The following is a 25355-nucleotide window of genomic DNA, read 5'->3' as shown; positions in this document are numbered from 1 at the left end:
TCTATTTGTGAGTTGTGGCACTGTCGTGTGGCTCCGGTCAAGAGCAACCAGGACGAGGGCGAACCTGCTGGTGATCACGAATGAAACGAGAACTGCCCAACTCGGCGTTGGATCTGACGGCCATCATCGCAGCGCACAACGTTCTTCGGCCGCTGTGCTTGCTTAGGATGGCCGCAGTTCAACGCCACGTTAGCCCTCCTCACGGGTGGCTAGCAGGTAGGCAATAGGAGGATCTCATGGGAAGACCCAACATACCAAACCTCAGAACGTGGCCGCGGAATCTTTCAACTAGCCAAGGCGGCGGTCTATCGACGTCGCAGTATGGTGGAATGTCCACCTCACAGTATGGTGGGGCTTCGACCTCACAGTACGGAGGACTGTCGACGTCGCAGTATGGGGGCATGTCCACATCGCAATATGGGGGCTTGTCAACGTCACAGTATGGTGGCCTTTCCACCTCTCAGTACGGCGGCCTGTCGAAGTCGCAGTACGGTGGGTTGTCAACGTCAGAGTACGGTGGGCTCTCGACATTGGAGGGTGGTGGGATGTCGACGTCATCGACCAACGTCTACAGAAGCAATATCCCCCCGTGGCCGTATTTTCTCCGCGAGTTGGAGGCACGCGGCTACGACTGGGCCTCCGTCCTGATCCGGCAATACTTGCCGGAGTTTCTATGGCCAGAGAACTTTTTCCCAAAGGGCTAACAACAGATGCAGCGGACGGGGCTGGGCTGCGATTGGGTTTGGCAAGGACGTAAGGGCACCAAGGTTCTCATCAACAAATGCAGTGAACGGCGAAAGGTGGAGGTAAATATGAGCGGCAAAGGTGGCGGTGGTGGTGGAGGCAAGGGCGGTGGTGGTGGTGGTAAGGGTGGTGGCGGTGGCGGTGGTGGCGGTGGCGGTGGCGGTGGCAAGGGTGGTGGCGGTGGTGGCGGCGGCAGGCCAGCGAACGCACCGAGCACCACGGGTAAGCCTTCCGGCGGCGGCCGGGGCAATAATCCTCCCTCGAAGTGACAATATGGCTTTACCGAGCTGTTAGCGGCTCCGTAGTCGAGCAACCACGCCGAGCGGGGCGAAACGGCACGGGAAGGGGGGGGCGCCATGCGTTCCGGCGCGCGGGATGGCCCCCGACCCTCCCGCGCGCCGAGCGCCCGCTAGAGCGCCGATCCCTTCAACTTCCCCGATCCTTCCGCGCACTTACACGAGGGGGATCGACAAACGCACGCCGACGTGATCCACTCTCTGTGGCTCGCCCAGCCCAACGGAGAAGGCACGTCCATGATGACCCCCGTTCCGCGCTGGAATCCGAGCTCTATCGCGACCCGTAGGGAGCAGATGCTCCTGGCCCGGCTGGGTAACCACCGGAAGTTGTTCGCGTTTCTCTACAAGCATCGCCTCGAGTTGTTCGACGACGCTTTCCAGGACGAACTCGCGGCCATGTATCGCGACACCGGCGAAGGCAGGCTACCTGTGCCACCGGCCTTGCTGGCGATGGTCTTGCTATTGCAGGCGTATCACGGCGTATCCGATCGCGAGGCGGTCGAGTTGACGGTCGTCGATCTGCGCTGGCAGCTCGTGCTGGGCATCTTGGGCGCAGAAACGCAGGCGTTTGGGCAGAGCACTTTGCAGGCGTTTCGCGATCGGATGAGCGCGCATGGCATGGATCTCCGGCTGCTCGAGCGCAGCATCGAGCTCGCCAAGAAGACCCAGGAGTTCGACTGGAAAAAGCTGCCGAAGACGCTGCGCCTGGCCATCGATTCGCGTCCCCTGGAAGGCGCGGGGCGCGTCGAGGACACGATAAACCTCCTCGGCCATGCGGCCTTCAAGCTCCTGCGCGGGGCGGCCGTGTTGCTCGAGCTGAAAGCGGAGGAAATCGCGGCGTGCGCGGGAGCCCCGGCGTTTCTGGCGCCGAGCATCAAGACGGGTCTGGACATCGACTGGTTCGACCCCGAGCAAAAGGCCGATGCAATCGTCGAACTCACGCGGCAGATTGACGCGCTCGAGGCGTGGATTCGCAGGCAGGCCGGCGACGCGGCGGACGAGGCGCCGCTGAAGGAGCTATTCGAGTGCATCGCGCAGCTCCGCGCGCAAGATCTCCAGCCGGATCCGCCGGGGGGCGGCAAGCCGCACATTCGTAAGGGCGTCGCCAAAGATCGGCGCGTGTCGATCGAGGATCCGCAGATGCGCCACGGGCGCAAGAGCAAATCCAAGCGATTCAAGGGCTACAAGCAACACATCGCGAATGACCTCGACACCGAATTGATCCTGGCGGCCTCTGTGACACCGGCCAATCGTCCCGAAGGCGAGGGGGCGGCAGCCCTCGCGGAGGATCTTTCACGCTCCCCGAGGAACGAGAAGATTGCCGAGGTGTACATCGACCGCGCGTATGTGGGCAGCGAGCTCGTGCGAGGCGCGGCTGCAGCCGGAGCCCAAATCCTCTGCAAGCCGCGCACAGCGGCCAACGGCGAGCGCTTCTCCAAGGACGACTTCAAGAAAAACTTCAAACTCAGGACGATCACATGTCCCGCGGGCCAGACCCAGCGATTCGTGCCCGGTCAGACGGTCGAGTTCGAGCCGGGAATCTGCGGCGCGTGTTCGCTGCGATCACGCTGCACCAACGCGAGCAACGACGCGGGACGGACCGTGCACATTGCCGCGGACGAGCAACAGCAGCAGCGATTCCGTAAGCTCGTCAGCACGACGAAGGGACGTGAAGCGCTCCGGCAGCGAGTCCACGTCGAGCATCGACTCGCCCATCTCTCACGCAAGCAGGGGCCTCGCGCCCGCTATCGTGGCCTACGCAAAAACCTGTTCGACTTGAGGCGCCACTGCGCCGTGCTGAACCTGGAGACCATCCAACGGTGGGGTGGGGGGCTGAGCATGCGCAAAGCCGCGTAACTTTAGGGGAAGTGAAGGGGTTGGCGCTCTAGCCGAGCGCGCCGGTTGCTCTAAGTGGGCAAGCGTACTGAACGGAGGCGATCCCCGTCACGGATCTCCTCGGGGTCCTCGCACCTTCATCAGCTTCCAACAGCCGGGAATTGGCGCTACGGTTCGACGAGAAACGTGGAAGATACCCTCAGCGAGGACGCGGAGCTCGCCGACCTCAAGCCTGCCGGCGTCTTGACCTATGTTCTTGGCTACGACGATCTGCTCGCGTGCGCATCATCGGCAATGCCCGCACTCGGCCCCAATGTGCAGTCACTGGAGATCAGGCGCACTTCGGGCGAAACCCCTCCGCGGTTCGCCGAGGGCGCGGTCCTGATCCCTGATCGCTACGTATCGGGTCGGCATGCCCTGATCGAGCGCCGCGGCGTGGTCGACATCGTCAGAGACCTCGGCAGCAAGCACGGCACGCTCGTCAGCGGCGAGCGCCTTGCTCCCGGCGAGGAACGTGTTTTGCACGATGGTGATTGGCTCGAGGTGGGGCACTCGTTCCTCTGCTATCGTCGGATCGATGCGCGGCTGGCGCTGCAGCAGGCGGCCTGCCTGGGACCGACCCGGACGCTGTCGCCCGAGTTCGCGCGTATCGCCATGGAGCTCGAGCAGGTCGCCGGCACCCGGCAGCCAATCCTGCTCCTAGGGGAAACCGGCACCGGCAAGGAGGTCGCCGCGCGATACGTGCACGACAAGAGCGGGCGCTCTGGTCCCTTCGTGGCCGTGGACTGCGGTGCCATCCCAGAGCATCTCGTCGAGTCGGAGCTCTTCGGTCACCGTCGCGGAGCCTTCACCGGCGCAACCGAGGAGCGCCAGGGGCGGCTTCGGAGCGCCGAGGGTGGGACCTTGTTCCTCGATGAGATCGGTAACATGTCCGAGTCGGCGCAGGCACGGCTGCTTCGCGTCGTTCAGGACCGCGAGGTCATCCCCGTGGGCGCCGACAAAGGTGTCCGAGTCGACGTGAGATGGATCGCCGCGACGAACACCGACCTTTTTGCGAAAGAGGCACGATTCCGGGCCGACCTCCGGGAGCGGTTGGCTGGGTATACCGCCATCTTGCCGCCGCTCCGCCGCAGGCGTGAGGACTTGGGTATTTTGACGTCGCACATTCTCGAAAAAGCGGCTGTCTCAAAAGCGTCGATAACGAGAGCCGCCGCCCGTATCCTCTTCGGCGGGCCCCTCGAAGGGAACGTCCGGGAGCTCGAACGCGTGCTCGTCCGCATCGCCGTTCTCGCGGATGGTCATCCGATGGATACGCCCCACCTGCCCGTCACGATGACAGGGGATCTGCAAGATCCTTTGGCCGGCCCCGTGCCCGCAACCCGCCCGCCGCCCACGTCCTCCGGGAAGCACCGCTGCCCCAGCCGGGAGCAGCTGGTTGCCGTCCTGGAGAGAGCCGGCGGAATCCAGCGGGACGCCGCGCGGTTGCTCGGCGTGCACGAGCGCCAGCTCGCGCGGTGGATGGACGTGCTGGGTTTGCCGCGCGCTCGCTCGGGGCATTAGCCGGACATCGACTGGACGTCGACTGGACGTCGACTGGACGTCGACTGGACGTCGACTGGACATCGACTGGACGTCGACTGGACGTCGACTGGACATCGACTGGACATCGACGCTCTTCGATCGTCGAAGCACCGCTCTGGTTCGTGCCCGATCACGCGCTGGAGCACGCGGCAGAGGCACGTGCCGAACGGCCCGGCTCTTGCAATCCCGCCCGTGCTCGTTCCTGCCTCTCGACGGGTCGCCTTCGAGCTCCGGTATTGCACGGAAGGCATGAGCGGAGACCATCCACAACTCTCTTTCATCGAGGAGCGAGGACCATGCAAAAGACAGCTCTCGCGACGGGCAGCCTCCTGCTCGGGCTCGTTATCTGGAGCGCCGCTTGTGACAACCCGGACTGCTCCAAGGATACGGATTGCAAGGGGAACCGCCTCTGCATCGACGGCGCGTGCACGGACGATACAGAGACGCCCAATCCCTCGGGTGGATCCGGCGGCTCGCCGGGGTCCACGAGATGTCGTGATATTGGCGGTGGACAAGTCATCTGCCTGCAAGAGAGCAATCCCGGACCATCGGAGGGGGAGATCCTCTTGGGCACGGTACCGGCGCCCCCGGGTCCCCTTCCTGCGAGCGCCAGTCTGAAACTCGATGGCTTCACCGTTCCGAATCAGGGGAGCTGCGGATCGTGCGCAGCGTTCGCCACGCGGAGTGCAATGGGGATCCGTGCGGTGACCCAAGCTTCGGAGTTCGTCGACTTCAGCCCCGCGCACATCTGGCATATCGCGGGCTACGGCTCCGACGACTGCATCCAGGGGTCGTCCATTCATCATATTTTTTACGAGAACCAGGAAGCTGGAGCGCATGTCGTCCCAGCATCCACATGGCTCTACGATCCCTGGAACCCGGAGTCGTCGCTCGATGCAGTCCCTTCCGCGGACGTCCTCTTGTCCGCCGGCGTCGCGTACATCGGTGAGTTCGTCACTGTATCTCCGAAGAGCGTGAACGAGCTGAAGTACGCCATCGTTCAGGGCTGGGCCCCCGTGATCGGGGTCCCGGTATTCTGGGACGATTGGGAGGATTTCGATGTGTCAGGAGAAGGCGCAGCCGGTGAGCCTGACAGCAACCACGCGATCACGGTGGTCTCCTATGACGACGCGGCCCAGCGGTTCACGTTCGTGAATTCGTGGGGCACCGGCTGGGGCAACTCGGGGACCGCCACCATGAGCTACGAATTCGTCGCGCAATACTCCATGGGTGGGACCGCCGTCCAAAACCTCACCTACAAGGGCGTCGGCGGGTGCGGAGACGGCGTATGTGGCAACGGGGAGACGCAGTCGAGCTGCTGCAAGGACTGCGGGTGCCCCACGGGCGCTGGCTGTCAAGGCGGCATCTGCGTACCCGGCTCGTCGTGCGGTGATGGAACCGCGGCTCCGGAGGAGGCGTGCGACGGCAACGATTTCAAGGGCAAGACATGCGGATCGCTGGGCTACCAGAGCGGCACGCTCTCGTGCCATGCGGACTGCTCGTTGAACACGAGCGGCTGCTGCAACAATGAGTGCGTGGCTGGGGCCACGCAATGCGCGAACAGCGACGCGCAACAGACGTGTGGCAACTACGACGCGGATACTTGCATGGAGTGGGGAGCCCTCACCACCTGTCCGTGTGTAGGCAACGCCTGCGCCACGCAGCAGTGTAACAATGGGGTCAAGGAGGGCTCGGAGGTCTGCGACGGCTTCGATCTCGGGGGGGCCACCTGCCAGGGCCAGGGGTACGACAACGGCACACTCGCGTGCAACGGAACATGTACCGGCTACAGTAGCAGCGGCTGCTGCTCGAACCAATGCACGCCCGGGACGACGACGTGCTCGAACGGCGTGGTTCAGAGCTGCGGCAACTACGATCCGGACGCTTGTTACGAGCTCGCGACCATCGATACGTGCAAGAACGGCCAGATTTGCATCGGCCCGGGATGTGGATGCCCTTCGGGGAACTCGGGGCGATTCGAGGTCGTCGATTACGTGTACCCGAACTTCGGGCCCGTCGGGTGCTCGGGGGACGGGACGCTCAAGCTCAAGGCGTCCGCCGCGATGATCCAGCCCACGGTTTTGCGCGTCTATGTTCGCAAGGCCGACGACTCGTCGTTCAGCACGCCGGGTACGCTCACCCTCTACGTCGGGACCGGCCCCACGTGTCCGAATCCACCGAACGTCATCAAGACCAGCGTTCCCATCGTCACCGGCTCCACCGAGCAGAAGATCGATCTCACGGTCGATCCCTACGGCGCAGCGTGGGCGCTCAACGAGACCAAGCAGTTCTGGGTCGGCAAGGACGAGGGAGGCTTCCAGTCATGGCGTGCCACCAATACGGTGTCCGTCAAGAGGAAGTGCATCCCTTAATACACTGTACCTCGAACGTCGAGTTTGCCGTTGCTTCGAGGCAGCGAGCGTCATCCTGAACCCCCTTGATGCGTGATGCGCGGTACGTGTAACATGTGCCTCACGACACCATGGCGGAGACCGGTTCGGAAGACGAAGGGTTCAACGTACCTGCCGCCAGATACGGCGATGAAGCGCACGCAGCGGGATTTCGATCTGGCGACGTGCTCGCAGGCAGGTACCGCGTCGAGCGCACGCTCGGTCGGGGCGCCATGGGCATAGTGCTCTCTGCGACGCACCTCGCGCTCGGCGGGTTCGTCGCCGTCAAGGTGCTCTCACCGCGCGCCGCGCACCGTCGAGGAATCGCGCGCCTGCAGCGTGAGGCGCGCGCCACTGCGCGGATCCGGAGTGAACACGTCGCCCGCGTGATGGACGTCGGCATGCTGGGCGAGGGCAGACCATTCATTGTCATGGAATACCTCGAGGGCGCAGACGTCGCCGCGACGCTGAAAGAGCGCGGGCCGCTCCCGATCACCGAAGTGGCGGACATGATCGTCGAGGCGTGCGACGCGCTCGCGGCGGCCCACGTGCTGGATATCATCCACCGCGATCTGAAGCCCTCCAACTTGTTCCTCGCGCGCCAGCTCGACGGCTCGACGAGGCTCAAGGTGCTCGATTTCGGACTCTCGAAGATACCGGAGGAGGACGCCGACGGTCGATTGACGTCCGCAACGGCCATCATGGGGTCCCCACATTACATGGCGCCAGAGCAGATCGCGAACCCGCGCGAGGTGGATGCGCGCGCCGATATCTGGTCGCTCGGCGTCGTCCTCTACGAGCTCCTCACGGGAGAACGGCCCTTCGACGGGCTGTCGCAGGCGGAGATCTTCGCTCGTATATCGACCCTCGAGCCGGCGCGGCCCTCGGCGCTGCGACACGATCTGTCGCCTCCCGTCGAATCACTCATCCTCGGTTGCCTCCAGAAAGACCCAGCTTTCCGTCCGGTCGACGTCGGAGCCGTCGCGGCGAGCCTCGCGCCCTTTTGCAGCCCGGTCGCGAGGCTCCTGCCGGACCGCATTCGCCGGGTCATCCAGGGGCGAGCGACGAGCGGCGCTCCCGGCGAGGTCGAGCCAGAGCCGACGCGTGAAGGCGCGACGATGGACGAACCTGCCGAGGGCGGCGTCGAGCGCACGGACGCTTTCTCATGGGGAGCGACGGCCTCACGCGAGTCGGGCGATGTCCAGCACGCGGGCATGGTGCTCGGCGGGCGATTCCATGTCGAGCGGCTCATCGGCCGCGGCGCGATGGGCGCCGTCTACGAGGTCTCCGACGACATGGGCGAGCGGTTCGCGGTCAAGCTGATACCGCACGACGCGGCCGTCGACCCAGAGGCCGGCAGGAGGCTCCGCCGCGAGGCGCAGCTGGCGTCGGCCCTCTGTCACGTCCACGTCGTGACCGTCGTCGACGTGTGTATCGACGATCGAGGCGAGAGGCCCTTCATAGTCATGGAGCTGCTGCGAGGGAGAAACCTCGCCGAGCTACTCCAAGCCGAGGGTGCAATGCCGCCGCGTATCGTGGCCCGTATCTTCCGCCAGGTATGCAGAGGGCTCGCTGCTGCCCATGAACGAGGGCTCATTCATCGGGACGTGAAGCCTGCCAACATCTTCTTGCACGAAGACGATACCGGAGCCGTCACCGTCAAGCTGTGCGATTTCGGCATCGCAAAACGGACCGAATCCAATGCCCTCGACGCGTCTGCGCAGTCCCTCACGAAGACCGGATTCATGCTGGGCACTCCCGCGTACGTCTCCCCGGAGCAAGTCAAAGATCCGACGGAGGTCGATTCCCGATCGGACATCTGGAGCCTGTGTGTATCGATGTACGAGGCCCTGTCCGGGAAACACCCGTGGCCTCACTGCAGGACGCCGGGCGAGCTGATCATCGCCATTTGCACGAAACCCCCCATCCCGCTCATGGAGGCGGCTCCCTGGATCGACCCCGCGCTCGCGCGGATCGTCCTCCGGGGACTCGATCAGGATCCGACGCGGCGCTGGCAGAGCGCCGTGGACCTCGACAGAGCCCTCGACGAATTCGCGTGCGGCGGCGCGCCCCTCGCGAGAGACGAACTGGTCGGTATTCCGTCGGAAGAGCGACGTCCCGACCAGCGAGCTCCATCTGAGGCAGGCTCCAGTGCGAAGACAGGGCCGTGGAGGCGCGTCCCTTGGCGGCCCCTCGTCCTGATGAGCATCGTGACCGGCGCCATCGCCGTGCTGTCGAGCCGTCCTGAAAAACCTTCGATCGCCCGAGCTCAAATGTTGGAGCTCGTCCCGGAGCTCCTGATCCACCCGCCCGAGCCGGCAGAGCCCGCGCCGCTCGCGCCGCCTTCGAGCGCGTCGCCGCTCCCATCTGCGCCGACACCTCCCGCCCCTCGAGGAGCGGTGCGCAGGCCGATGAGCACCAGCGCGCCGGTATCTTCGAACATGCCATCGCCGCCGCCCGACCCAACCCCGACGCCCCCGACGCCGCCGGCACCCTCTCAATCGACGTGGGTATCACCCTCGGGGCTAAAAATGCAAAAAGGATTCTGAGGACGCCATGACGCCGCGCACCTGTGACCATCGAACCAGCGCACGCCGCAAGGCGTCGAGCCGGCCCCGAATTGCGGTCGCACTCGCCCTCGTCGTTCTCTCCGGTTCGGTACCTCGAGCCATGGCCGCGCCGACCGAGCTGGAAGAGAGTTTCGAGGCGCGACACGAGCAGGCGCAGCGGCTCGTCCAGGAGGCACAGGACCTCCAGGAGCGAGACGACCCCGAGCGTGCCCTGGAGCTCTACCTGCGCGCTCGAGCCCTTGAGCGGCGCTTCAGCAACACGTTCGGCGCGGCGAACTGCCTCGAGGCCCTCGGCAGGCTGGACGAGGCACTCGAGCTTTATCAGGAGGTCGTGAGGGACTTCTCCGAGATCCTGAGCGCGGAGAACAGGCAGAACATCGGCAGCGCGATCGCAGGCCTCTCCGAGAAGACGGGGGCGCTGGAGCTGACGACGAACGCCGCCAACATCGCCATCGTCATCGACGACAATCGCGAGTCCCGCGTCCGATCAGGCCAGAGGATCCGCCTCATGCCGGGGGCCCACTCGATCGAGGTGACGAGCAACGGATACTATTCCCGCAAACTCACCGTGCAAATCGAGCCATCCAAGGTCGAGTCGTTGAACGTCGAGCTGACACCCGTCGGTGCGGTCATTCGCGTCCACGTCGCGGCGACGCCTAGCGCCGGTGTAGCCCCAGCGCTGGCCCGGAGGGTACGCGTCCTGCTGGATGGCGTCAGCGTCGGGACCGCGCCGTGGGAGGGCTCCGTCGTTCCGGCCACGCATATCGTTCAGCTCGAGGGAGAAGGCGTCGGTTCAGCACCGACCCGTGTCGACGCTATCGTCCAAAAGGAACAAACGATACGCCTGAGCCTGGTACCGTTGAGCAAGGTGAGGCTCACGGTCAACCGACCCGACGCCACGCTCCAGTTTGGGGATCTGAAGCTCGGTATGGGGCGTTGGAACGGAAGCCTGCCGGTCGGGGCACATATCCTCACCGCAAGCGCGCCGGGCTTCCACCACGAAAGCATCCCGCTGAGCGTGGTGGCAGGGAAGCCTAGCCTCGTCGATATCGCGCTCCAGAAGAACCCCGACGACACGTTCTGGGAAGACTTCGGCTTTCTCTGGGTCGGGGCCGTCGCGGGTCCGAGCCTCGCCCCCACCATGAATTCGGGCCCGGAGGAGGAATGCCCCGACGAGTGCACCGGCCACTCCGGTGCGTTCGGCATGATGGGCGCCCTGAGGGTCGGCTACACCTGGCCCAATGGCTTCTCCCTCGACGGTGAAGCGGGAGGCATGTGGATACGCACATCCTTCTCCCGCGCGGAGACGGCCAATTTCTCGGCTGCAGGAAAGACGGTGACCGCGACCTACTCGCTGCGCGACAGCCTCTCGCTTTGGGGGCCCTTCGCGGGCCTCGGGCTCGGTTATGGGTTGTTGAAGCACGGCGCGTTCGATCTCGCAGTCAGAGCGGGGGTGGACGTTGTGTTCGCTAATGCGTACGACCGGATCGATGGTACGATCAGCTCGGGCGGGGTTACCGCGGCCATCGATCCGGGGGGGTTCAGCGGCGCGCCTTTCCTGCCGCCGGATTCGCAGAAGGGGGTGGACTTCTTCGCATCTGCGGAAGCCACGGCGCGTCTGAAGGTCGGCAACTGGAGGTTCGGCGCTGGACTTGCCGCGTCTATGTTCTTGCTCGGGGACCTCGAGCTGGGCATCGGGCAACCCATTGCGGTCGATGCCTCTGCCCAGTGTCAAAATGCAGGTCCCGAGTCTGCGTTCTGCGCGCCGGGGACCGACATCTTGAGCCACGAACGAGCGTATGGCCGGTTCGTGGCCTTCAGCCCCCGGCTGACGATGCAATACGAGCTCCGTTGAGCCGCATAGAGGCGGCAACGGCGCGCACATCATCGGGAACGAGGTTCCCAGAAAGCGTACATTCATGGGCGGCTCCACGTTCTTTTTTCGGCGCATGCTCTACGAGATGGTCGTCGCGTCCTGCCTCCTCGGCTGCTCCGGTCGGGAGACGGCGGAAACGGAGGGCGTCTACGGGGAGAGCCCGAGCCAAGCGATGAATCATGAGGCATTGGCCGAGCTCCAGATACGCGCCCTCGACGAGCGGTTCTCGCTCGTGGCGCATGACTCCCGAGAAAACCTCGGCCATCGCCGACGCCCGTTCCAGGCTGCTCGGGAGATGTCCCTCACGCCGGCGGGGGATGGTCATTTCCAGGTCGAAGTTGCTGGTGCGCGTTTGCTGCAAGCACGCGTCCATGTCCCGGTCCACGCGTCCGGCGAGGTGCTCCTCGAGGACGTCGCCTCGGGGCTCGCTATTCGCTTTGCGCTCCTCGAAAGCAGGCCCGTGCAGCTCGAAGCGGCCCGGAACGCTCTGCTGTTCCGCGGCGCGCTCGGCGGTGTGTTCGACGTGCTCCACGTGGTTCGTCCGGATGCAATCGAGGACTTCGTAGCATTCGAGCGCGCGCCGATCACGGAGGCCATTCGCTACGAGATCGACGTCACCTCCGTCGCTGGAATGCGCCTGGTAGGTGACGTGCTGGAGTTCCTCGATCCGGGAGGCGCCCCGCGGTTGAGAGTGAAGAGGCCTTGGCTCCTCGACGCTCGCGGTGAAATCGTGTATGCGCAGCTCGAAGTCGTACCTGGAGATCACGGGGGTGACTGCGTCGTGGATAGGTCGCCCGCCCCACCCTGGGGCCGGCCTCCCATTCCTCCCTGTTCGAGGGGCCTGCAGGCGGCGCGGGAATCCATGGACGCGTGCCGCTGCGAAGTTCGCGTCTCGTGGGAGGGTCGTGGCGTCGTGTATCCAGCTTTGCTCGATCCGGCATGGTCGTCGACGAAAAGCATGGCCGAGGCCCGGAACGGGCCCGCCTTGAGCCCTCTCCAGGAGAACCGGATCATGGTGATCGGCGGGAATCCGGAGGGGCCCAGCGCCGCCAGCGCAACCACCGAGATCTTCGACCCTACCACCGAGACGTGGTCGATGGGGCCCACCATGAACGAACCACGTGATGACGCCTCCGTGAGCGCATTGCCTCATGGCAGAGTGTTGGTCGCCGCGGGTCGAGTCGATGCGAACAACACAACGAACTCGGCCGAGCTGTACGATCCCATCACCCATAGTTGGGACTATACGGCTCCCATACAGACGTTCAGGCTTCTGTCGTCGGCTACGAGGATGCTCGACGACAGGGTCCTCGTTGCTGGTGGTTTGACCTTCGGAGCCGATTCCGTCGGCCCGGCCACGACGAACGTTCGTATTTTCGATCCGGTCACCGAATCATGGCAACAGGCGCCCCCCATGGGCGCGGCTCGCAAATACCACACGGCCACTCTGACGCCTGAAGGTCGAGTCGTCGTCGTCGGTGGAGCGAGCAACGACGGATCCGCGCATGCCTCCGTGGAGCAATACGACCCCGACACGGGCCAGTGGTCGCCTCTTCCCTCCCTCGGGGAAGCACGGAAGATGCACACGGCAGTCCTTCTTCCGGACGAATCCATCCTCGTTTGCGGCGGCTTCGGACCGGACGATGTGGTCCTCGCGACATGCGAGGTGCTGCCGAAAGAGAAGAACCAATGGATCCAAGGGCCGACAATGCTGTCGTCGCGGCGCTCGCACACGGCATCCCGCATGACGGGCGGGGGCGTGCTCGTCGCAGGGGGGGCCAACGCGAACGGTCGCCTGGCCAGTACCGAGGTATTGCTCCCCGGCGCCGCGGCCTGGCTCGACGCCGGCAACATGTCCGGGCTCCGCTCGTGGCACGCCGCATCGACGCTCGCGACAGGCAAGGTGCTGGTGGCCGGCGGCAACGACGGACCGAACGACCTTGCCAGCGCGGAGCTCTTCACGTTGCTCCCAGGCGGCAGCCCCTGCCTGGTATCGGGCGCTTGCGAGTCCGGGCTCTGCGCAGCGGGTGTCTGCTGCGACCAACCCTGCAGCGGGCCCTGTTATGCCTGTACCAACGCCGACAAGGGGGGCGGCCTAGACGGTGTTTGCGGGAACGTCCCTGGATCCCCCTGTGCACCATTCGAATGCCAGGATCTGTCCGAAGGAGGATCGTGCAAGTCGAGCTGTGCGGCGGACGACGACTGCGCGACAGGGTTTGCCTGCAACGAGCAGAGCGGCCTGTGCACGGCGGCCGGTGAATGGTATTGTGTCGACCACATAAAGAAGCAGGCAAACGACGATACGCCACCCGAGGATTGTTTCCCGTTTTCCTGTGACGCCGGAGCGTGCGTGAGCGTTTGCGAACTCAATGACGATTGCGCGAAAGGCGCTTCCTGCACCGCAGGAGGCAATTGCGCCTCCATATCAGCGGCGGTCGAGGCTCCTGCCGGGTGCGGGTGCAAGGTCGGCGGCGCCTCCTCGAAGACCCCGGTCCTCCCGATAATCGCCACTGTGTTGACGGTGATCGTCATGCATTGGCGCCGATCGCGAGAGTTGCGTGATATGGCGAAGAGGAGCCCCCGCTGATGAACGCGGGGCAATGGCTGCACAGGGCTCTGGCGCTCGTCCTCGGACTGATCGGATGCCAGAGCGCGCCCACCGATGCGGACCCCTCTCGACACGACGAGGAGGCGTCGACGGTTGCGTCCAGCGAAGGAGCCCGGGCCGCGATGGCGTCGGCCAGGGCATTGCTCCCTCCGCAGAGCGGCGCCCTGGCGTCTTTTTCGACATCCTCGGACGTAGGCCCCTTCGAACGCGTGGGTGATTCGCGTATCGTGACGCGCTTCGCACCCCCTCGCTGCCAGGAGGGCCGATGCCCGCTCGAGACGGAGCTGCCTGCCTTCGCCTCGGGGTGGACCCGCATCCGTGCTGCGTCGCTCGACGTCTCCTTCCGGTTGAGCGGCGCGTTCGACGTCCCGGCGCGCAGCGGTGGTAAGATGCTCGTCTACTCCGAAGCATTCGGCGGTCACGGGACCATTTTTCAAGGTGTGCGCGAGGATCGGGCTGAGGACCTGATCCTCTTCGAGCGTCGGCCGGACGTGGAGAGGCTCGAGTACCGCGTGGCAATTCATGGCGTGGCGGGGCTACGGTTCGTCGCAAACACCCTCGAATTTCTCGACGCCTCCGGAGCACCGCGGCTGCGCATTGCGCCGCCGCGCGTCTATATGTCTCCGCGAGCCGAGGGCGTCGCCGCCGCTTCGGCGACACTGTCGGTGAACGGCTGTCGGGTGGACGAGTCGCCCGCGCCGCCTTGGGGGCGCCCTCCCGTGTCGCCGTGCACGACCGACGGCCCATCGGACGCGTGCGTATGTATCGTCTCCGTCGATTGGACCGGAGGCGGGATATCCTATCCAGCGCTCGTGGATCCGGCATGGATAGCGACATCCAGCATGGCACATTGGCGAATGCATGCGACGGCGACAAAGCTGCCGGACGGTCGGGTGCTCGTGGCCGGCGGCCGTGATCTGGATACGATCGATCTTGAGAGCGCGGAGGTCTTCGATCCTGGCTCCGGCACCTGGGCCGTCGTCGAAAGCATGGGGCTCGCAAGAAAAAAGCACACGGCCACACGTCTGCAGGACGGCAACGTGCTCGTGGTGGGCGGCTCCCGGAATTATTTCGGCGAAACATCTTCGGTCGAACGATACGACTGGCAAACGGGCACATGGACGTCCGAGAGCTCCATGCCCGCGCCGCGATCCGATCACGTCGCGGTTTCGTTGATGGATGGGCGCGTACTCGTCGCCGGGGGCCGCGGCGTGCCCCTCTACGTACGAGAGACGATCCTGTTCGACCCTGCGACGGGCTCGTGGCTGGACGCCGGCGACCTCACCTACGCGCGCGACGGGCATACGGCAACGAGGCTCTCGGATGGGCGGGTCGCCGTCATTGGCGGCCATGACGGCGCGCTCGGCGCATCGATAGCCGCGATCGAGATCTTCGACCCGGCGAGCGGCGTGTGGTCCCTCGGGCCAGATCTCGTGTCAGGTCGTTATCTGCACGCGTCGATTGGGCAGCATGGCGATGACGTCCTCGTCATCGGCGGCCAACGCGATTCTTATGGTCGTGTCGCGAGCGTCGAGTCGTGCAACCTCGGGAGCGGCGCTCCTGGCTGCACCGAGCTGCCGAGCCTGAATCATGCGCGTCGCGAGCACACGGCCGTCGAGCTCTCGACCGGGTTCGTCATGGTGACGGGAGGATTCGGACAACTGGGGGACTCCGTGTCGTCCTCCGTGGAACTCTTCGATCCCAGCAGCAAGACCTGGTCCCTCACCGGCAGCCTCGTCGACCCGCGCGAGAGTCACCTGGCGACGCTGCTCGACGACGGGAGCGTCCTGGTCGTGGGGGGAAACGCTTCGAGCAAAACCACGGGCGGCGCCGAGCGCTGGTTAGCGGCGTCCAATGGTATGCCGTGCATCTCGGGGGGAGAGTGCCTCTCCGGTCATTGCGTCGATGACGTTTGCTGCAAGGCGGCCTGCAAAGGGATCTGCAACGGTTGCTCCGAGGCGAAGACCGGTCTGCCCGACGGCACCTGCAGCCCCGTCGCGAAACACCCTTGCAATGCCTACTTGTGCCTGCCCTCCGGGGAATGCGCCAATTCCTGCGAAACCGACTCCGATTGCATGCCCGACCACGTGTGCAGCGGGGCCGCGACGTGTATCCCGGCTCCTCCAATCTGCAAGGACGATCACGCTATCAGAGACGGGGTCGCCATCCCCTGCGGCAACTACCGGTGCGGCGACGCCGGACAGTGCCTGGACAAATGCACTACCAATGAAGATTGTGTAGTTGAAGCGGCGTGCACGGATATGAACACGTGTGTTCGTACGGCGAAGGACGGCATGCCCCCGGGGTGTGCCTGCAGGACGACCACTCCCGCGGGGAATGAAGCAGGCGCCTGCGTGATACTGATGGCGATCGTGGTCCGTGTCCATCGCCGGCGTCCCGGAGCGCCGCGCCCCCGCGAGCGATCCATGCGAGAAGAGGCATGAGACGAGCCATTGTCGCGCCGGCCACCACGCTCGCCGCCGTCGCCGGGTGCCTGCTGCCCGGCGATCATGCGCCACGAGATCCTCGGGCGCCGGCCATTCCGTGGGCGACGTCGAGCGCGCACGTCCGCTTGGAGCTCCCGCAGACGGCGGACGGTTCGTTTGTGATCGATGCCGTCGAACCTCGGATGCGGCTCCAGGTCTCGCTCTTCGGCGCTGCTTCGGTGCGCCGGGCGCAGGAGCGCGAGCTCACTCGATATCCAGGAGCCATCGCTGGACATGGCGACCTGATCTTGCGGCCTACACCAAACGGAATCGAGGACTTCGTCCGTCTCCGGGTGCCCCTGCCGAAAAGCGAGCTCGTGTATCTCGTCGAGCCGTCCGGCGCTGCGGGGTTGCGCCTCGTAGGCGACACGTTGGAGTTCCTGGACGCTTCCGGCGCGCCTCGCCTGCGAATGTCTCCCCCGTTCGTGCTGGACCGCTTCGGCAGGCGGTCGTCCGCGGCCGTATCGGTCATACCTTGGGGGGATCGCCCAGCGTGCACAGTCGACAGGGCCCCCGCCCCGCCGTGGGGTAGGCCCGTTCGAGCGCCTTGCCCGTCCGATTCCAGCCTCGTGGCCGGCCCACGGGTTGAGGCTGGCCGCAGCGCGCCGTGCCGGTGTGCCGTCCGCGTTCGATGGAGCGTCACGAGAGATGCATATCCTGTCGTCGTGGACCCCTCCTGGGAGACGACCTCCGAGATGGTGGAGTCGCGCAGAGGTCATGCAGCGACCCTCCTACCCGGAGGCATGATGCTCGTTTCGGGAGGTTATCAGGCAGGCTCCACGGCCCTCTCGGAGGTCGACGGCGACGAGATCGTTGGTGAAGAGGTGCCGGGGGGCAGCGCCTTCTTGGCGTCCGCGGAGCTCTACGAGCCAACGTCGAGGACGTGGAGCGCGACGACGCCCATGCTGGAGCCTCGGTCCCGCCATAGCGCGACGCTCCTCCTCGACGGGCGCGTCTTGGTGACAGGCGGGCGGGCGGCGAACGAAGCGGCGCTCGCGACGGCCGAGGTATACGAGAATGGTCAATGGGCCCCTACCGCATCGATGGGCGTCGATCGTCACTTGCATACCGCCACGCTGCTCGCGGACGGGCGGGTGCTCGTCGCTGGTGGCATTCTGGGCGGCAGCCCGACGGGCCCGGCCACCGACGTCGTGGAGGTTTTCGATCCGTCGGGCAACGCTGGCAGCGGCGCGTGGACTCCGGTGGGCAACATGCATAGACGGCGCAAATATCACGATGCGGTGCGTCTGTCGGACGGCCGTGTGCTCGTGACGGGCGGGCTCGAGTCGACGGCGTTCGCGGGGGAAGCGCTGAGCCATAGCGAGACGTTCGATCCGCTCGCCGGGTCGTGGTCGGAGGTGGCACACATGCACGTTCCACGGTACGGTCACCGCGCCACCGCCGTCCCCGGAGACCGCATCATCGTCACGGGTGGAACGAATGGCAAGGCTGCCTCGAGCAGCGTCGAAGCCTACACGCCCGGGTCGTCGCCCGCAGGCGAATGGTCCTTGATGCCCATGATGCTCGACGCGCGGCAGCGCCACGTGGCTCTGGTGCTCGGGGACCGTCTGCTCGTGGCTGGCGGATTCAATCAAGGTGTTCGGCTCTCCTCCGCGGAAGCGCTCCTCCATGACGATCAGGAGGGCTCCTGGCTCGGCGCGGGCGAAATGACGACCCCGCGCTCCGCGTTCGAGGGCGTGGAGCTCGCCGATGGCGTCCTCTTGATCGGTGGGTACGATGGGAAAACGTCTCTAGCGACTGCCGAGACGTTCCGGGTCGTCCCCGCGGGGGAGCCATGCGTCGGGTCGGGGCAATGCACGACAGCCCTCTGCGCAGCTGGATTCTGCTGCAACGAACGTTGCAAAGGACCATGCCGTGCTTGCACCGCTGCAGACAAGGGAGGCGGAGAGGATGGCATTTGCGAACCGGTCACCTACAACCCGTGCAAGGAGTACGTGTGCGACCCTTCCGGACCATGCTTGGTGTCCTGCGCGATCGATTCGGACTGCGCCAGCGGTTACGGTTGCACGGATGGGGGACAGTGCGTCTACAACGGCATTGGAACCTGCGATGCTGGCGTATTGACAAGGCCAGACGGGACGCAAGAGCTCTGCGCGCGCTACGCGTGCGTCCCAAATCGAGGTTGCCTGGAGACTTGCGAGACGAACCGGGACTGTGCTGCAGGTAACGTCTGCAAGGCCGGGATCGTCAATGAATGCGTTCCGCTCCGTGCCGGCGTTTCGGAGGTCCCCGGCTGCTCCTGCAGCCTCCCAGCACCATGCAGTGCCTCAGCGCGATGGCTCATCATGCTTGGTGTTTCATATATTGCGTTGTCGATGAGACGACAGAGACGAGCGGAGACGGGAAATGAGCTTTCATGAGAGCAAAGGGCCTCGCTGGTTGTACATACCTTCGCTCTTGCTTGCGTGCTGCGCGGCCACGGACGTAGCGTTCAGAGAGCCCCCTCGCCTGCGAGAGCCCCAGGGGGCGGGTCTGGAAGGGGATCGGGGCGCGGATGTCGCACGCGGAGAGGTCCGCGCGTTACGAGAGTGGCTCTCACGCGCAACGTACGGCCAAGGCGGCGGAGGTCTCGATGAGGCAATTCGCTTCGACGAACTGCGCCCGTTCTTCGCTTCGACGTCACCATCGGCTGATGATCTCCCCTTCATCAGGATGGCCCCGCCGGGCGACAGCCTTCATGGCGCGCGCGTGGTGGTGCCATCGCGAGCGTCCGGCTGGGCTCGAATCGAAGAGCAGGGAGGCGCGCGCATCGATTTCTGCATGCCCGACGCTGGGGACATGCCGCTCGCCGAGGTTGACAGACTCGCGGTGTATCCACGCGCCCTGGACGGAGAATTCGCAACGTCTTTCTACGCGACTCATCGGGACGGCCTGGAGAACTACCTCTTCTTCCGATCGCGTCCGCAGCGCGAAGAGGTCCGGTATCTGCTCAACCTGTCGAACGTCCCCGGCTTGCGGCACGTGGCTAACACCATCGAATTCCTCGATGCAGCGGGCACGCCGCGCCTCCGGATCGCACCTCCGAGTTTGTTCGCCTTCAATGCGACCTCCGAGAGCCACTCCAGGGAACGTCCCCGACTCCGCCGCCACCAAGCGAAGTTCACGCTCAAGGGTTGCCGTGCCGATGTCTCCCCGACTCCTCCCTGGGGCCGCCCGGTTACGCCTCCTTGTAGGACGGGCGTCGAATGCACGTGTGAGGTCGTCGTTCGATGGGATGGAGAGGTCATACGATACCCGGCGCTGCTCGATCCCAAATGGTCGACGACGGGCTCCATGGGCGAGGCAAGGAAGCTCTTTGCTGCGGCTCCTCTGCCGGACGGCCGTGTCCTCGTGGCGGGCGGGGAGCAAAGCGGAATCGATTATCTCGATTCCGTCGAATTTTACGACCCATCCAGCGGCACCTGGAGTTCGGGCCCCGCACTCAATCACCAGCGCAGCCAGCACACCGCGACTGTCCTCGCAAGCGGCAACATCCTGGTGGCTGGGGGCGAAGCCTCCGGCAGCAAGCCCACGGTGGCCGAAGTTTTCGACGCGTCGATAAACGCATGGATCCCCACGGCCCCGCTGAACGTGCCACGCTACAACCATGCCGCCGTGGGGCTCTCGGACGGACGCGTTCTCGTCGTCGGAGGCCAGAGCGCGTTCGACTCCGCCACGCTCGGGAGTTCCGAGACGTTCGACCCTGCGACCGGATCCTGGACATTCGGCTCCGATCTCCAGACGCCAAGATATTCCCATACCGCGACGCTCCTCCAGAGCGGAGACATCCTCGTGGCGGGTGGACGAGGCTCGCAGGCAACAAATACGACCGAGATACGCGACGATACCATGCAATGGAAGATGGGGCCATCCCTTGTGAACGCGCGCTGGCACCACACTGCCAATCTCTTACCGGACGGCAGGGTGCTTGTCACGGGGGGTTATGGTTCGGGCACCTTGGATACCGCGGAGGTCCTGGAGCACGCCACCATGATCTGGAAGCCCGTCGGTAGCATGGGTCATGCACGAGGCGAGCACACCGCGTCGACGCTTCCGAACGGGCGTGTCCTCGTGGTCGGCGGATTCACGTTCACCGAGACGACGGCCTCGATTGCTCAAATCTTCGAGGGGGGACCATCAGGATGGGTGAACGTCGAAGGCACGCAGGAGCCCCGCCTCAGCCACGCCTCTGTCCTCGTGGGAGATACGGTCATCATCGCCGGCGGATACAACGAAACCGGGCATCTATCGAGCACGGAGGTATGGAAGATGTCCCCGCTCGGCGCTGCTTGCGCTCAGGCAGGCGAGTGCATTTCGGGATGGTGCGTCGATGGATCCTGTTGCGACGCGGGCTGCACGGCCGAATGCCTCTCGTGCAACTCGTCCGCCACTGGCCTCCCGGATGGCCAGTGCGCGCCGCGGCTCGTGAACCCTTGCTCTCCGTACAAGTGCAATGCCTCGTACGAATGTCATTCGTATTGTACGGCGAACGGCGGCGAGTGCGAGGCGCAGCATATTTGCGCACCCGACCAAAGCTGCATCCCTCAATTTGAGTGCGATGGTGAACACTCGCTCATCGCCCCAGACGGTGGCGTTGGCCACGACTGTTGGCCATATCGATGCGTGGACACGGGGCAATGTTTGGAGCGCTGCACGTCGAATGCGGATTGTGCCAAAGGCAACGCTTGCTACCTCACCGGTTACCTGGGCACCTGTTTCGTACAGCAAGACGAGCGCCCTGGTACAGCGTGCGCGTGCCTCGCGGCTGGAGGGGCAAGCGGTTGGAGTGGAACCCGGCTCTTTCTCATCGTGCTCGCGACATGGATGGTGCGTAGGCGTAGCTTGGCTGAATCCAATGGTACGTAGCGACTTTGGCAGCTCTGCCCTGACGGTAACATTCCAAACAGCGTACTGGCAGACTCACCCATGGATCAAGCCGCGCGTGGGCGACCGCTCGAACTGGTTTTGGGTCCAAGCCTTATGGCGTCCGTGCCCCCCAGCATCTGAGTGCTAACCTCCCATACCATCCCGCGTCATCATGCCCCTCCCGAAAGGCACCTCCCTCTTCTACCGCCCCTCCAAGAAACGCTGGGTTCTCAGCTACGCCGACCCCGTCCGCGGCCAGCCGCAGAAGGTCCTCCCGAAGGAGATCACCCGCCAACGCGACGCCGAAACCTGGGCGGCCGAATGGCTTCGCTCCGAGAACCTGCGCCCCGACCTCGCCCTCACGCAGCGCCGCGAGGAGGGCCTCAGCGTCGCCGCCTGCGCCGAAAAATGGCTCAGCCTGCGCGCCGGTGACGAGCGCGTCTCCCCCGCAACCCTGAGCGGCAACCGAGGGGCCCTCCACAACTGGATCCTTCCCCGGTTCGGCGCGAAGCCCATGGTCTCGCTGGAAGTGCCGGAGCTACGCGCATTCATCCGGGATATCCGTGGGAAGCGCGCGGCCTCGACGGTGCGCAACGTCTATTACACGTTCTGCACGCTCTTCGCCGATGCCATGGCCGAGGGCTGGGTGACGAGTCCAGCCAATATCCTGCAGCATCCGGGCGTCCAGCGTGAGGTGCCTGAGTTGGAGGCGCACGGCGCTCTCCGCATTCCGCTCGAATGGGCGGCGGCCCTTGTGAGTTCTCCGCTGATCACCCTCGATTGGCGCGCACGCTACGCCGTCGCATTCACGAGCGGCGCGCGCGATGGCGAGATCGCCGGATTGCGCTGGTCCGACGTCGACCTCGATGGCGCGACGCCGACGTTCCGGATCGAGCAGGCCGTTGCACTCATAGGGAAGAAGGCCGGGGTCAGCTTTGCACAGCCAAGGGACCCGAAAACCAGGCAGAGCAAGCGCACGATGCCGCTTCATCCCGCGGCCCGGGAAGCACTGCTCGAATGGCATACGCACTGGGGCGAACTCGTCGGTCGAACCCCGACGCCGAAAGACTTTATCTTCCCAGGCCCGAACGGTGAGCCCGCACGGCCCCGTAGCGCCGAGCAGATCCGTGAACACCTCGCCTTGCTGGGACTTCCCATCGAGCTCCGCGGCCAAGCGCTCGACTTCAAGGCAACCCGTGCCTGCTTCGCCTCGTGGCTGTCCGACGCAGAGGTCCCCGAGCAGGTCCGCAAGCGCCTCATGGGCCACGCGCTCCGCGACGTGACCGAGAAGCACTATACGGCGCGCGACCTCGAGCAGCTCGCCCGAGCGGTCGCGAAGATCGAGCTCCGGTGGGAGACGGTGACCACCACGACCCCTACGGTGCCCAGCCCGACTGCTTCAGAGGTGCCCCGCGCCCCCGTCTTCACATCGAAAACCGGCACAAGGCCGGCACCGAAAAGGCATCACTTCCGCAAACCGCTGGCGACGCAGAAACCGTTGTCCGATCGTGCTTCCACAGCTTCCTACGCACACAAAAGCGACATCCAGGCACAACCAGTTCTCGAGCGGGCGCGAATTCCTAAACCGAAGGTCGCAGGTCCGATTCCTGCCGGGGGTGCCAATGATTTCGAGGGGTTAGCGCGTTGCCCCGCGTTGCCCCGGGGCCGTCTGGAAACGCGTTGCCCCACTGTTGCCCCAACCCCCCTGGGTGCTCTCGCCGATCCCGGCGGGTCGCGAGCGGCTCCGTGGTGACGGTCACCCCTTCCGACCTCGCCCCTTGGCCGTCCTCGGATCGTGCGATGTCCCACCATCGCCCCGTCCGTCGCCCCGCCCCTGCTCCGGCTCGCCGGGCTCCGTTGCCCCGCTGTTGCCCCGCCCCTCGGTCGCCTTCGCGATCCTCCGGGCGGCCTCGGCGAGGTCTTCCTTCAGGTGGTGCACGTAGCGCTGCGTCGTCGACAGGTGCTTGTGCCCCGCCATGCGCTGGACCACGTGCACGGGCACCCCCATGCGGAATCTATTTGCTACCTGCTAGGTGGGTCGCAAATATAACGATTCCGAACACTTATGAGACATTGAGCGCGACGCGCGGCCGGGCATAATAACTGCTCAAGCGTTCAGTGTTCGTACCATCGATGATCGAGGTCTGGACCATGGATCCCAAGACGGCCATCCTTTCCGCCATGGGCAGCAAGGGCAGCAGGGGCAGCAAGGCGCGCGGGGCAGGGCAGCACAGGGCGCACGCGAGCCCGCCGAGCGACGTTTCCATCGGCGAAGTGATGCAGGATACTCCCGCGCCCGCGGGCGTCGAGCCTCCCGCGGTGCGCGTCCCCACGGTCGACGGCCCCCACCCCGGGACGTCGCGCGTGCTCGCCTATCGGCGCGTCTCCACCATGGAACAGATGCGATCCGGCACGTCCCTCGACGCGCAGGACGAGGAGATCCGGCGTTACTGCCGATATGCCCGCCTCCCCGATCCGATCGACTTCGAAGAGACGGAGTCGGGGGGCGTCGAGTCTCAGGAGAAACGCGAGAAGATCGCAGCCCTGCTAAAGGCTGTCCGCCCGGGGGATCTCGTGATCGTGGCGAAGCTCGATCGGTTCTCTCGCGATATCGTCTTCACGATCTCCGCCGTGCGGGACATCATCAAGCGCGGGGCGCGCTTCCTCTCCCTCGCCGAGCGTTTCGACGCCTCTACCCCCGAGGGGGAAACGCAAATGGCGCTGTGGGCATCCATCGCGCAAATGGAGCGGGCGCGCATTCGAGAGCGCACCGAAGGGAACAAGAAGCGGCTCCGCGCCCTGGGGAAGTTCGTCGAAGGGCATCCCCCGTTCGGGTACGTGCGCGCCAAGGGGGTAGATATCCACGATAAGCCCCGCCGATTGGAAATCGATCCCGTGAAGGGGCCGATTGCTCGGGAGATGTTCGACATGTGCCTCGCGGGCAAGGGTGCTCCCGAGATATCGCGCCATTGTCAGGAGAAGTATCCAGGGGTTGCTGCGTTCGCCACGAGCTGGATCCTGCTCATACTCAAAAACAGGATGTACGCGGGGCAGCTTGCGACCACGCCCGTCCGGCCGGATAAAAAGCGCCAGATGACGCAGAAGCCTGCGGAATGGGTCGACGCGCACGAGCCGATCGTTCCCCTGCAAATGTGGCATGCGGCGCAGCATGCGCTGGCGGGACGTCGCTCCTACGGGCGCAAGCCTGGCGCCGAGACGAAGACCGCGAACTGGCTGATCCGCGGGCTTGCCCGCTGCACGCTGTGCGGATCGGCGATCACGTGCAGACCCGCGGGCGAGAGCAACGCGCATGAAGGCTACTACGTGTGTCGGAAGCGCTATGCACCGCACTTGAAGAACGCGACGCGGGAGGGTTGCTCGGACGCTCCGTGGAATCGGAAGGACAACGTCGATCCCCATATCGAGGGGCTCATTGTGCGCCATTACAAGGCGTTGGAGAGGCAGCTATCGAAGGCGCCCCCCGCGTCGCCTCACGCGCCCAACTTCAGGGCGCAGCGGGCCAAGCTCGTCACGGCGCGGAGCAACCTCGTTTCCATGGTGTCTTCCGGCGCATGGTCCATGGACGTCATTCGCGCGGAAGCGGCGAGGATCGAGCGCGAGCTTGCGGCGATCGACGCGGAGGAGCGGGCGCTGTCCGCGGAAGCGTCGGCCGATACGGTCGCGAACCGTCAAGGGGCGCTGGGATGGCTTCGGGCGATTGGGGAGCAATGGCCGAGCATGGGTGTCCCAGCGCGGCGCGCGGCCCTCGCCGCGTTGATCGAGGGGATTACGATCGGCCCGGAGGGGATCGCCGTGGAATGGAGCGACGCGGCGACGATGGCGGTCCGGTATGCGGAAGGGCGCTTGCCCGATCTCGCCACGCTGGGTGACGAGGATCCGAGGCGTCCGGCTCGCCCGATGCTCGCGGGAGGCGCGGAACACGTGCGCGCGCTCCCGCCCGGCGACGCCTAGCAGGCGCCCTAGAGCGCCAACCCGTTCGCTTCCACCTCAAGTTACGCGGCCTTGTGCAAGGCCAGCGCACCGCCTCGCCGCAGGATGACCTCCAGGTTCAGCACCGCGCAGTGGCGCCGCAGGTCGAAGA

The 25355-nt window shown here is 65.3% G+C and carries 13 protein-coding genes; 11 read left to right on the top strand and 2 right to left on the bottom strand.

What is annotated here, in order from left to right; genetic code table 11:
* Window positions 1–1280 precede the first annotated feature (1280 nt).
* The 10 genes from GF068_RS42320 (at window position 1281) to GF068_RS42275 (ending at window position 23006) form a co-directional block, all read left to right on the top strand.
* Window positions 1281–2897, top strand: a complete 1617-nt coding sequence (locus tag GF068_RS42320; protein ID WP_153825270.1) for an IS1182 family transposase — start codon at window positions 1281–1283, stop codon at window positions 2895–2897.
* Between the two features lie 165 nt (window positions 2898–3062).
* A complete protein-coding gene (locus GF068_RS42315) occupies window positions 3063–4436 on the top strand; it encodes a sigma 54-interacting transcriptional regulator (protein ID WP_153825265.1) in 1374 nt (457 codons plus the stop codon).
* 317 nt (window positions 4437–4753) lie between these two features.
* Complete coding sequence (locus GF068_RS42310) at window positions 4754–6829, top strand: C1 family peptidase (protein WP_153825264.1); 2076 nt, start codon at window positions 4754–4756, stop codon at window positions 6827–6829.
* A gap of 203 nt (window positions 6830–7032) precedes the next feature.
* A complete protein-coding gene (locus GF068_RS42305) occupies window positions 7033–9396 on the top strand; it encodes a protein kinase domain-containing protein (protein ID WP_170320023.1) in 2364 nt (787 codons plus the stop codon).
* A gap of 7 nt (window positions 9397–9403) precedes the next feature.
* Window positions 9404–11272 (top strand): tetratricopeptide repeat protein, encoded by a 1869-nt coding sequence (locus tag GF068_RS42300; RefSeq protein WP_170320022.1) that lies wholly within the window; start codon window positions 9404–9406, stop codon window positions 11270–11272.
* Window positions 11273–11336: 64 nt separating this feature from the next.
* Window positions 11337–13880, top strand: coding sequence for a Kelch repeat-containing protein (locus GF068_RS42295; RefSeq protein ID WP_153825261.1), 2544 nt, complete (start codon window positions 11337–11339; stop codon window positions 13878–13880).
* An 863-nt stretch (window positions 13881–14743) separates the two neighbouring features.
* The gene (locus GF068_RS44000; RefSeq protein ID WP_170320021.1) at window positions 14744–16345 is read left to right on the top strand and encodes a Kelch repeat-containing protein; all 1602 of its coding nucleotides are present in this window, start codon (window positions 14744–14746) and stop codon (window positions 16343–16345) included.
* A 785-nt stretch (window positions 16346–17130) separates the two neighbouring features.
* Window positions 17131–18768, top strand: coding sequence for a Kelch repeat-containing protein (locus GF068_RS42285; RefSeq protein WP_170320020.1), 1638 nt, complete (start codon window positions 17131–17133; stop codon window positions 18766–18768).
* Between the two features lie 292 nt (window positions 18769–19060).
* Window positions 19061–21253, top strand: coding sequence for a Kelch repeat-containing protein (locus tag GF068_RS42280; protein WP_170320019.1), 2193 nt, complete (start codon window positions 19061–19063; stop codon window positions 21251–21253).
* Between the two features lie 172 nt (window positions 21254–21425).
* Window positions 21426–23006: a tyrosine-type recombinase/integrase gene (locus tag GF068_RS42275; protein ID WP_153825257.1), complete on the top strand. Its 1581-nt coding sequence runs from the start codon at window positions 21426–21428 to the stop codon at window positions 23004–23006.
* Window positions 23007–23009: 3 nt separating this feature from the next.
* Here the strand turns inward: GF068_RS42275 and GF068_RS42270 are convergent, their stop codons facing one another.
* Together GF068_RS42270 and GF068_RS43995 are read right to left on the bottom strand one after the other, a co-directional pair.
* Entirely contained in the window at window positions 23010–23261 is a 252-nt protein-coding gene (locus tag GF068_RS42270; protein ID WP_153825256.1) for a tyrosine-type recombinase/integrase, read from the bottom strand.
* A gap of 55 nt (window positions 23262–23316) precedes the next feature.
* On the bottom strand, window positions 23317–23520 hold the full coding sequence (locus GF068_RS43995; protein WP_170320018.1) for a hypothetical protein: 204 nt from the start codon (window positions 23518–23520) through the stop codon (window positions 23317–23319).
* Window positions 23521–23617: 97 nt separating this feature from the next.
* Between GF068_RS43995 and GF068_RS42265 the strand changes: the two genes are divergently transcribed.
* Window positions 23618–25225, top strand: coding sequence for a recombinase family protein (locus tag GF068_RS42265; RefSeq protein ID WP_170320017.1), 1608 nt, complete (start codon window positions 23618–23620; stop codon window positions 25223–25225).
* Window positions 25226–25355 lie beyond the last annotated feature (130 nt).

The organism is Polyangium spumosum (genome assembly GCF_009649845.1).
GTDB classification, from domain to species: Bacteria; Myxococcota_A; Polyangia; order Polyangiales; family Polyangiaceae; genus Polyangium; species Polyangium spumosum.
The sequence above is the reverse complement of the archived record's forward strand: the minus strand, read 5'-3'. Positions and strand labels throughout refer to the sequence as shown.

Coding starts and splice junctions, on each gene's coding strand:
- GF068_RS42320 (WP_153825270.1), top strand. CDS start 1,281: ATGACCCCCGTTCCGCGCTGGAATCCGAGCTCTATCGCGACCCGTAGG.
- GF068_RS42310 (WP_153825264.1), top strand. CDS start 4,754: ATGCAAAAGACAGCTCTCGCGACGGGCAGCCTCCTGCTCGGGCTCGTT.
- GF068_RS42300 (WP_170320022.1), top strand. CDS start 9,404: ATGACGCCGCGCACCTGTGACCATCGAACCAGCGCACGCCGCAAGGCG.
- GF068_RS42295 (WP_153825261.1), top strand. CDS start 11,337: ATGGGCGGCTCCACGTTCTTTTTTCGGCGCATGCTCTACGAGATGGTC.
- GF068_RS44000 (WP_170320021.1), top strand. CDS start 14,744: ATGGCACATTGGCGAATGCATGCGACGGCGACAAAGCTGCCGGACGGT.
- GF068_RS42285 (WP_170320020.1), top strand. CDS start 17,131: ATGATGCTCGTTTCGGGAGGTTATCAGGCAGGCTCCACGGCCCTCTCG.
- GF068_RS42280 (WP_170320019.1), top strand. CDS start 19,061: ATGGCCCCGCCGGGCGACAGCCTTCATGGCGCGCGCGTGGTGGTGCCA.
- GF068_RS42275 (WP_153825257.1), top strand. CDS start 21,426: ATGCCCCTCCCGAAAGGCACCTCCCTCTTCTACCGCCCCTCCAAGAAA.
- GF068_RS42270 (WP_153825256.1), bottom strand. CDS start 23,261: ATGGGGGTGCCCGTGCACGTGGTCCAGCGCATGGCGGGGCACAAGCAC.
- GF068_RS43995 (WP_170320018.1), bottom strand. CDS start 23,520: ATGGAAACGTCGCTCGGCGGGCTCGCGTGCGCCCTGTGCTGCCCTGCC.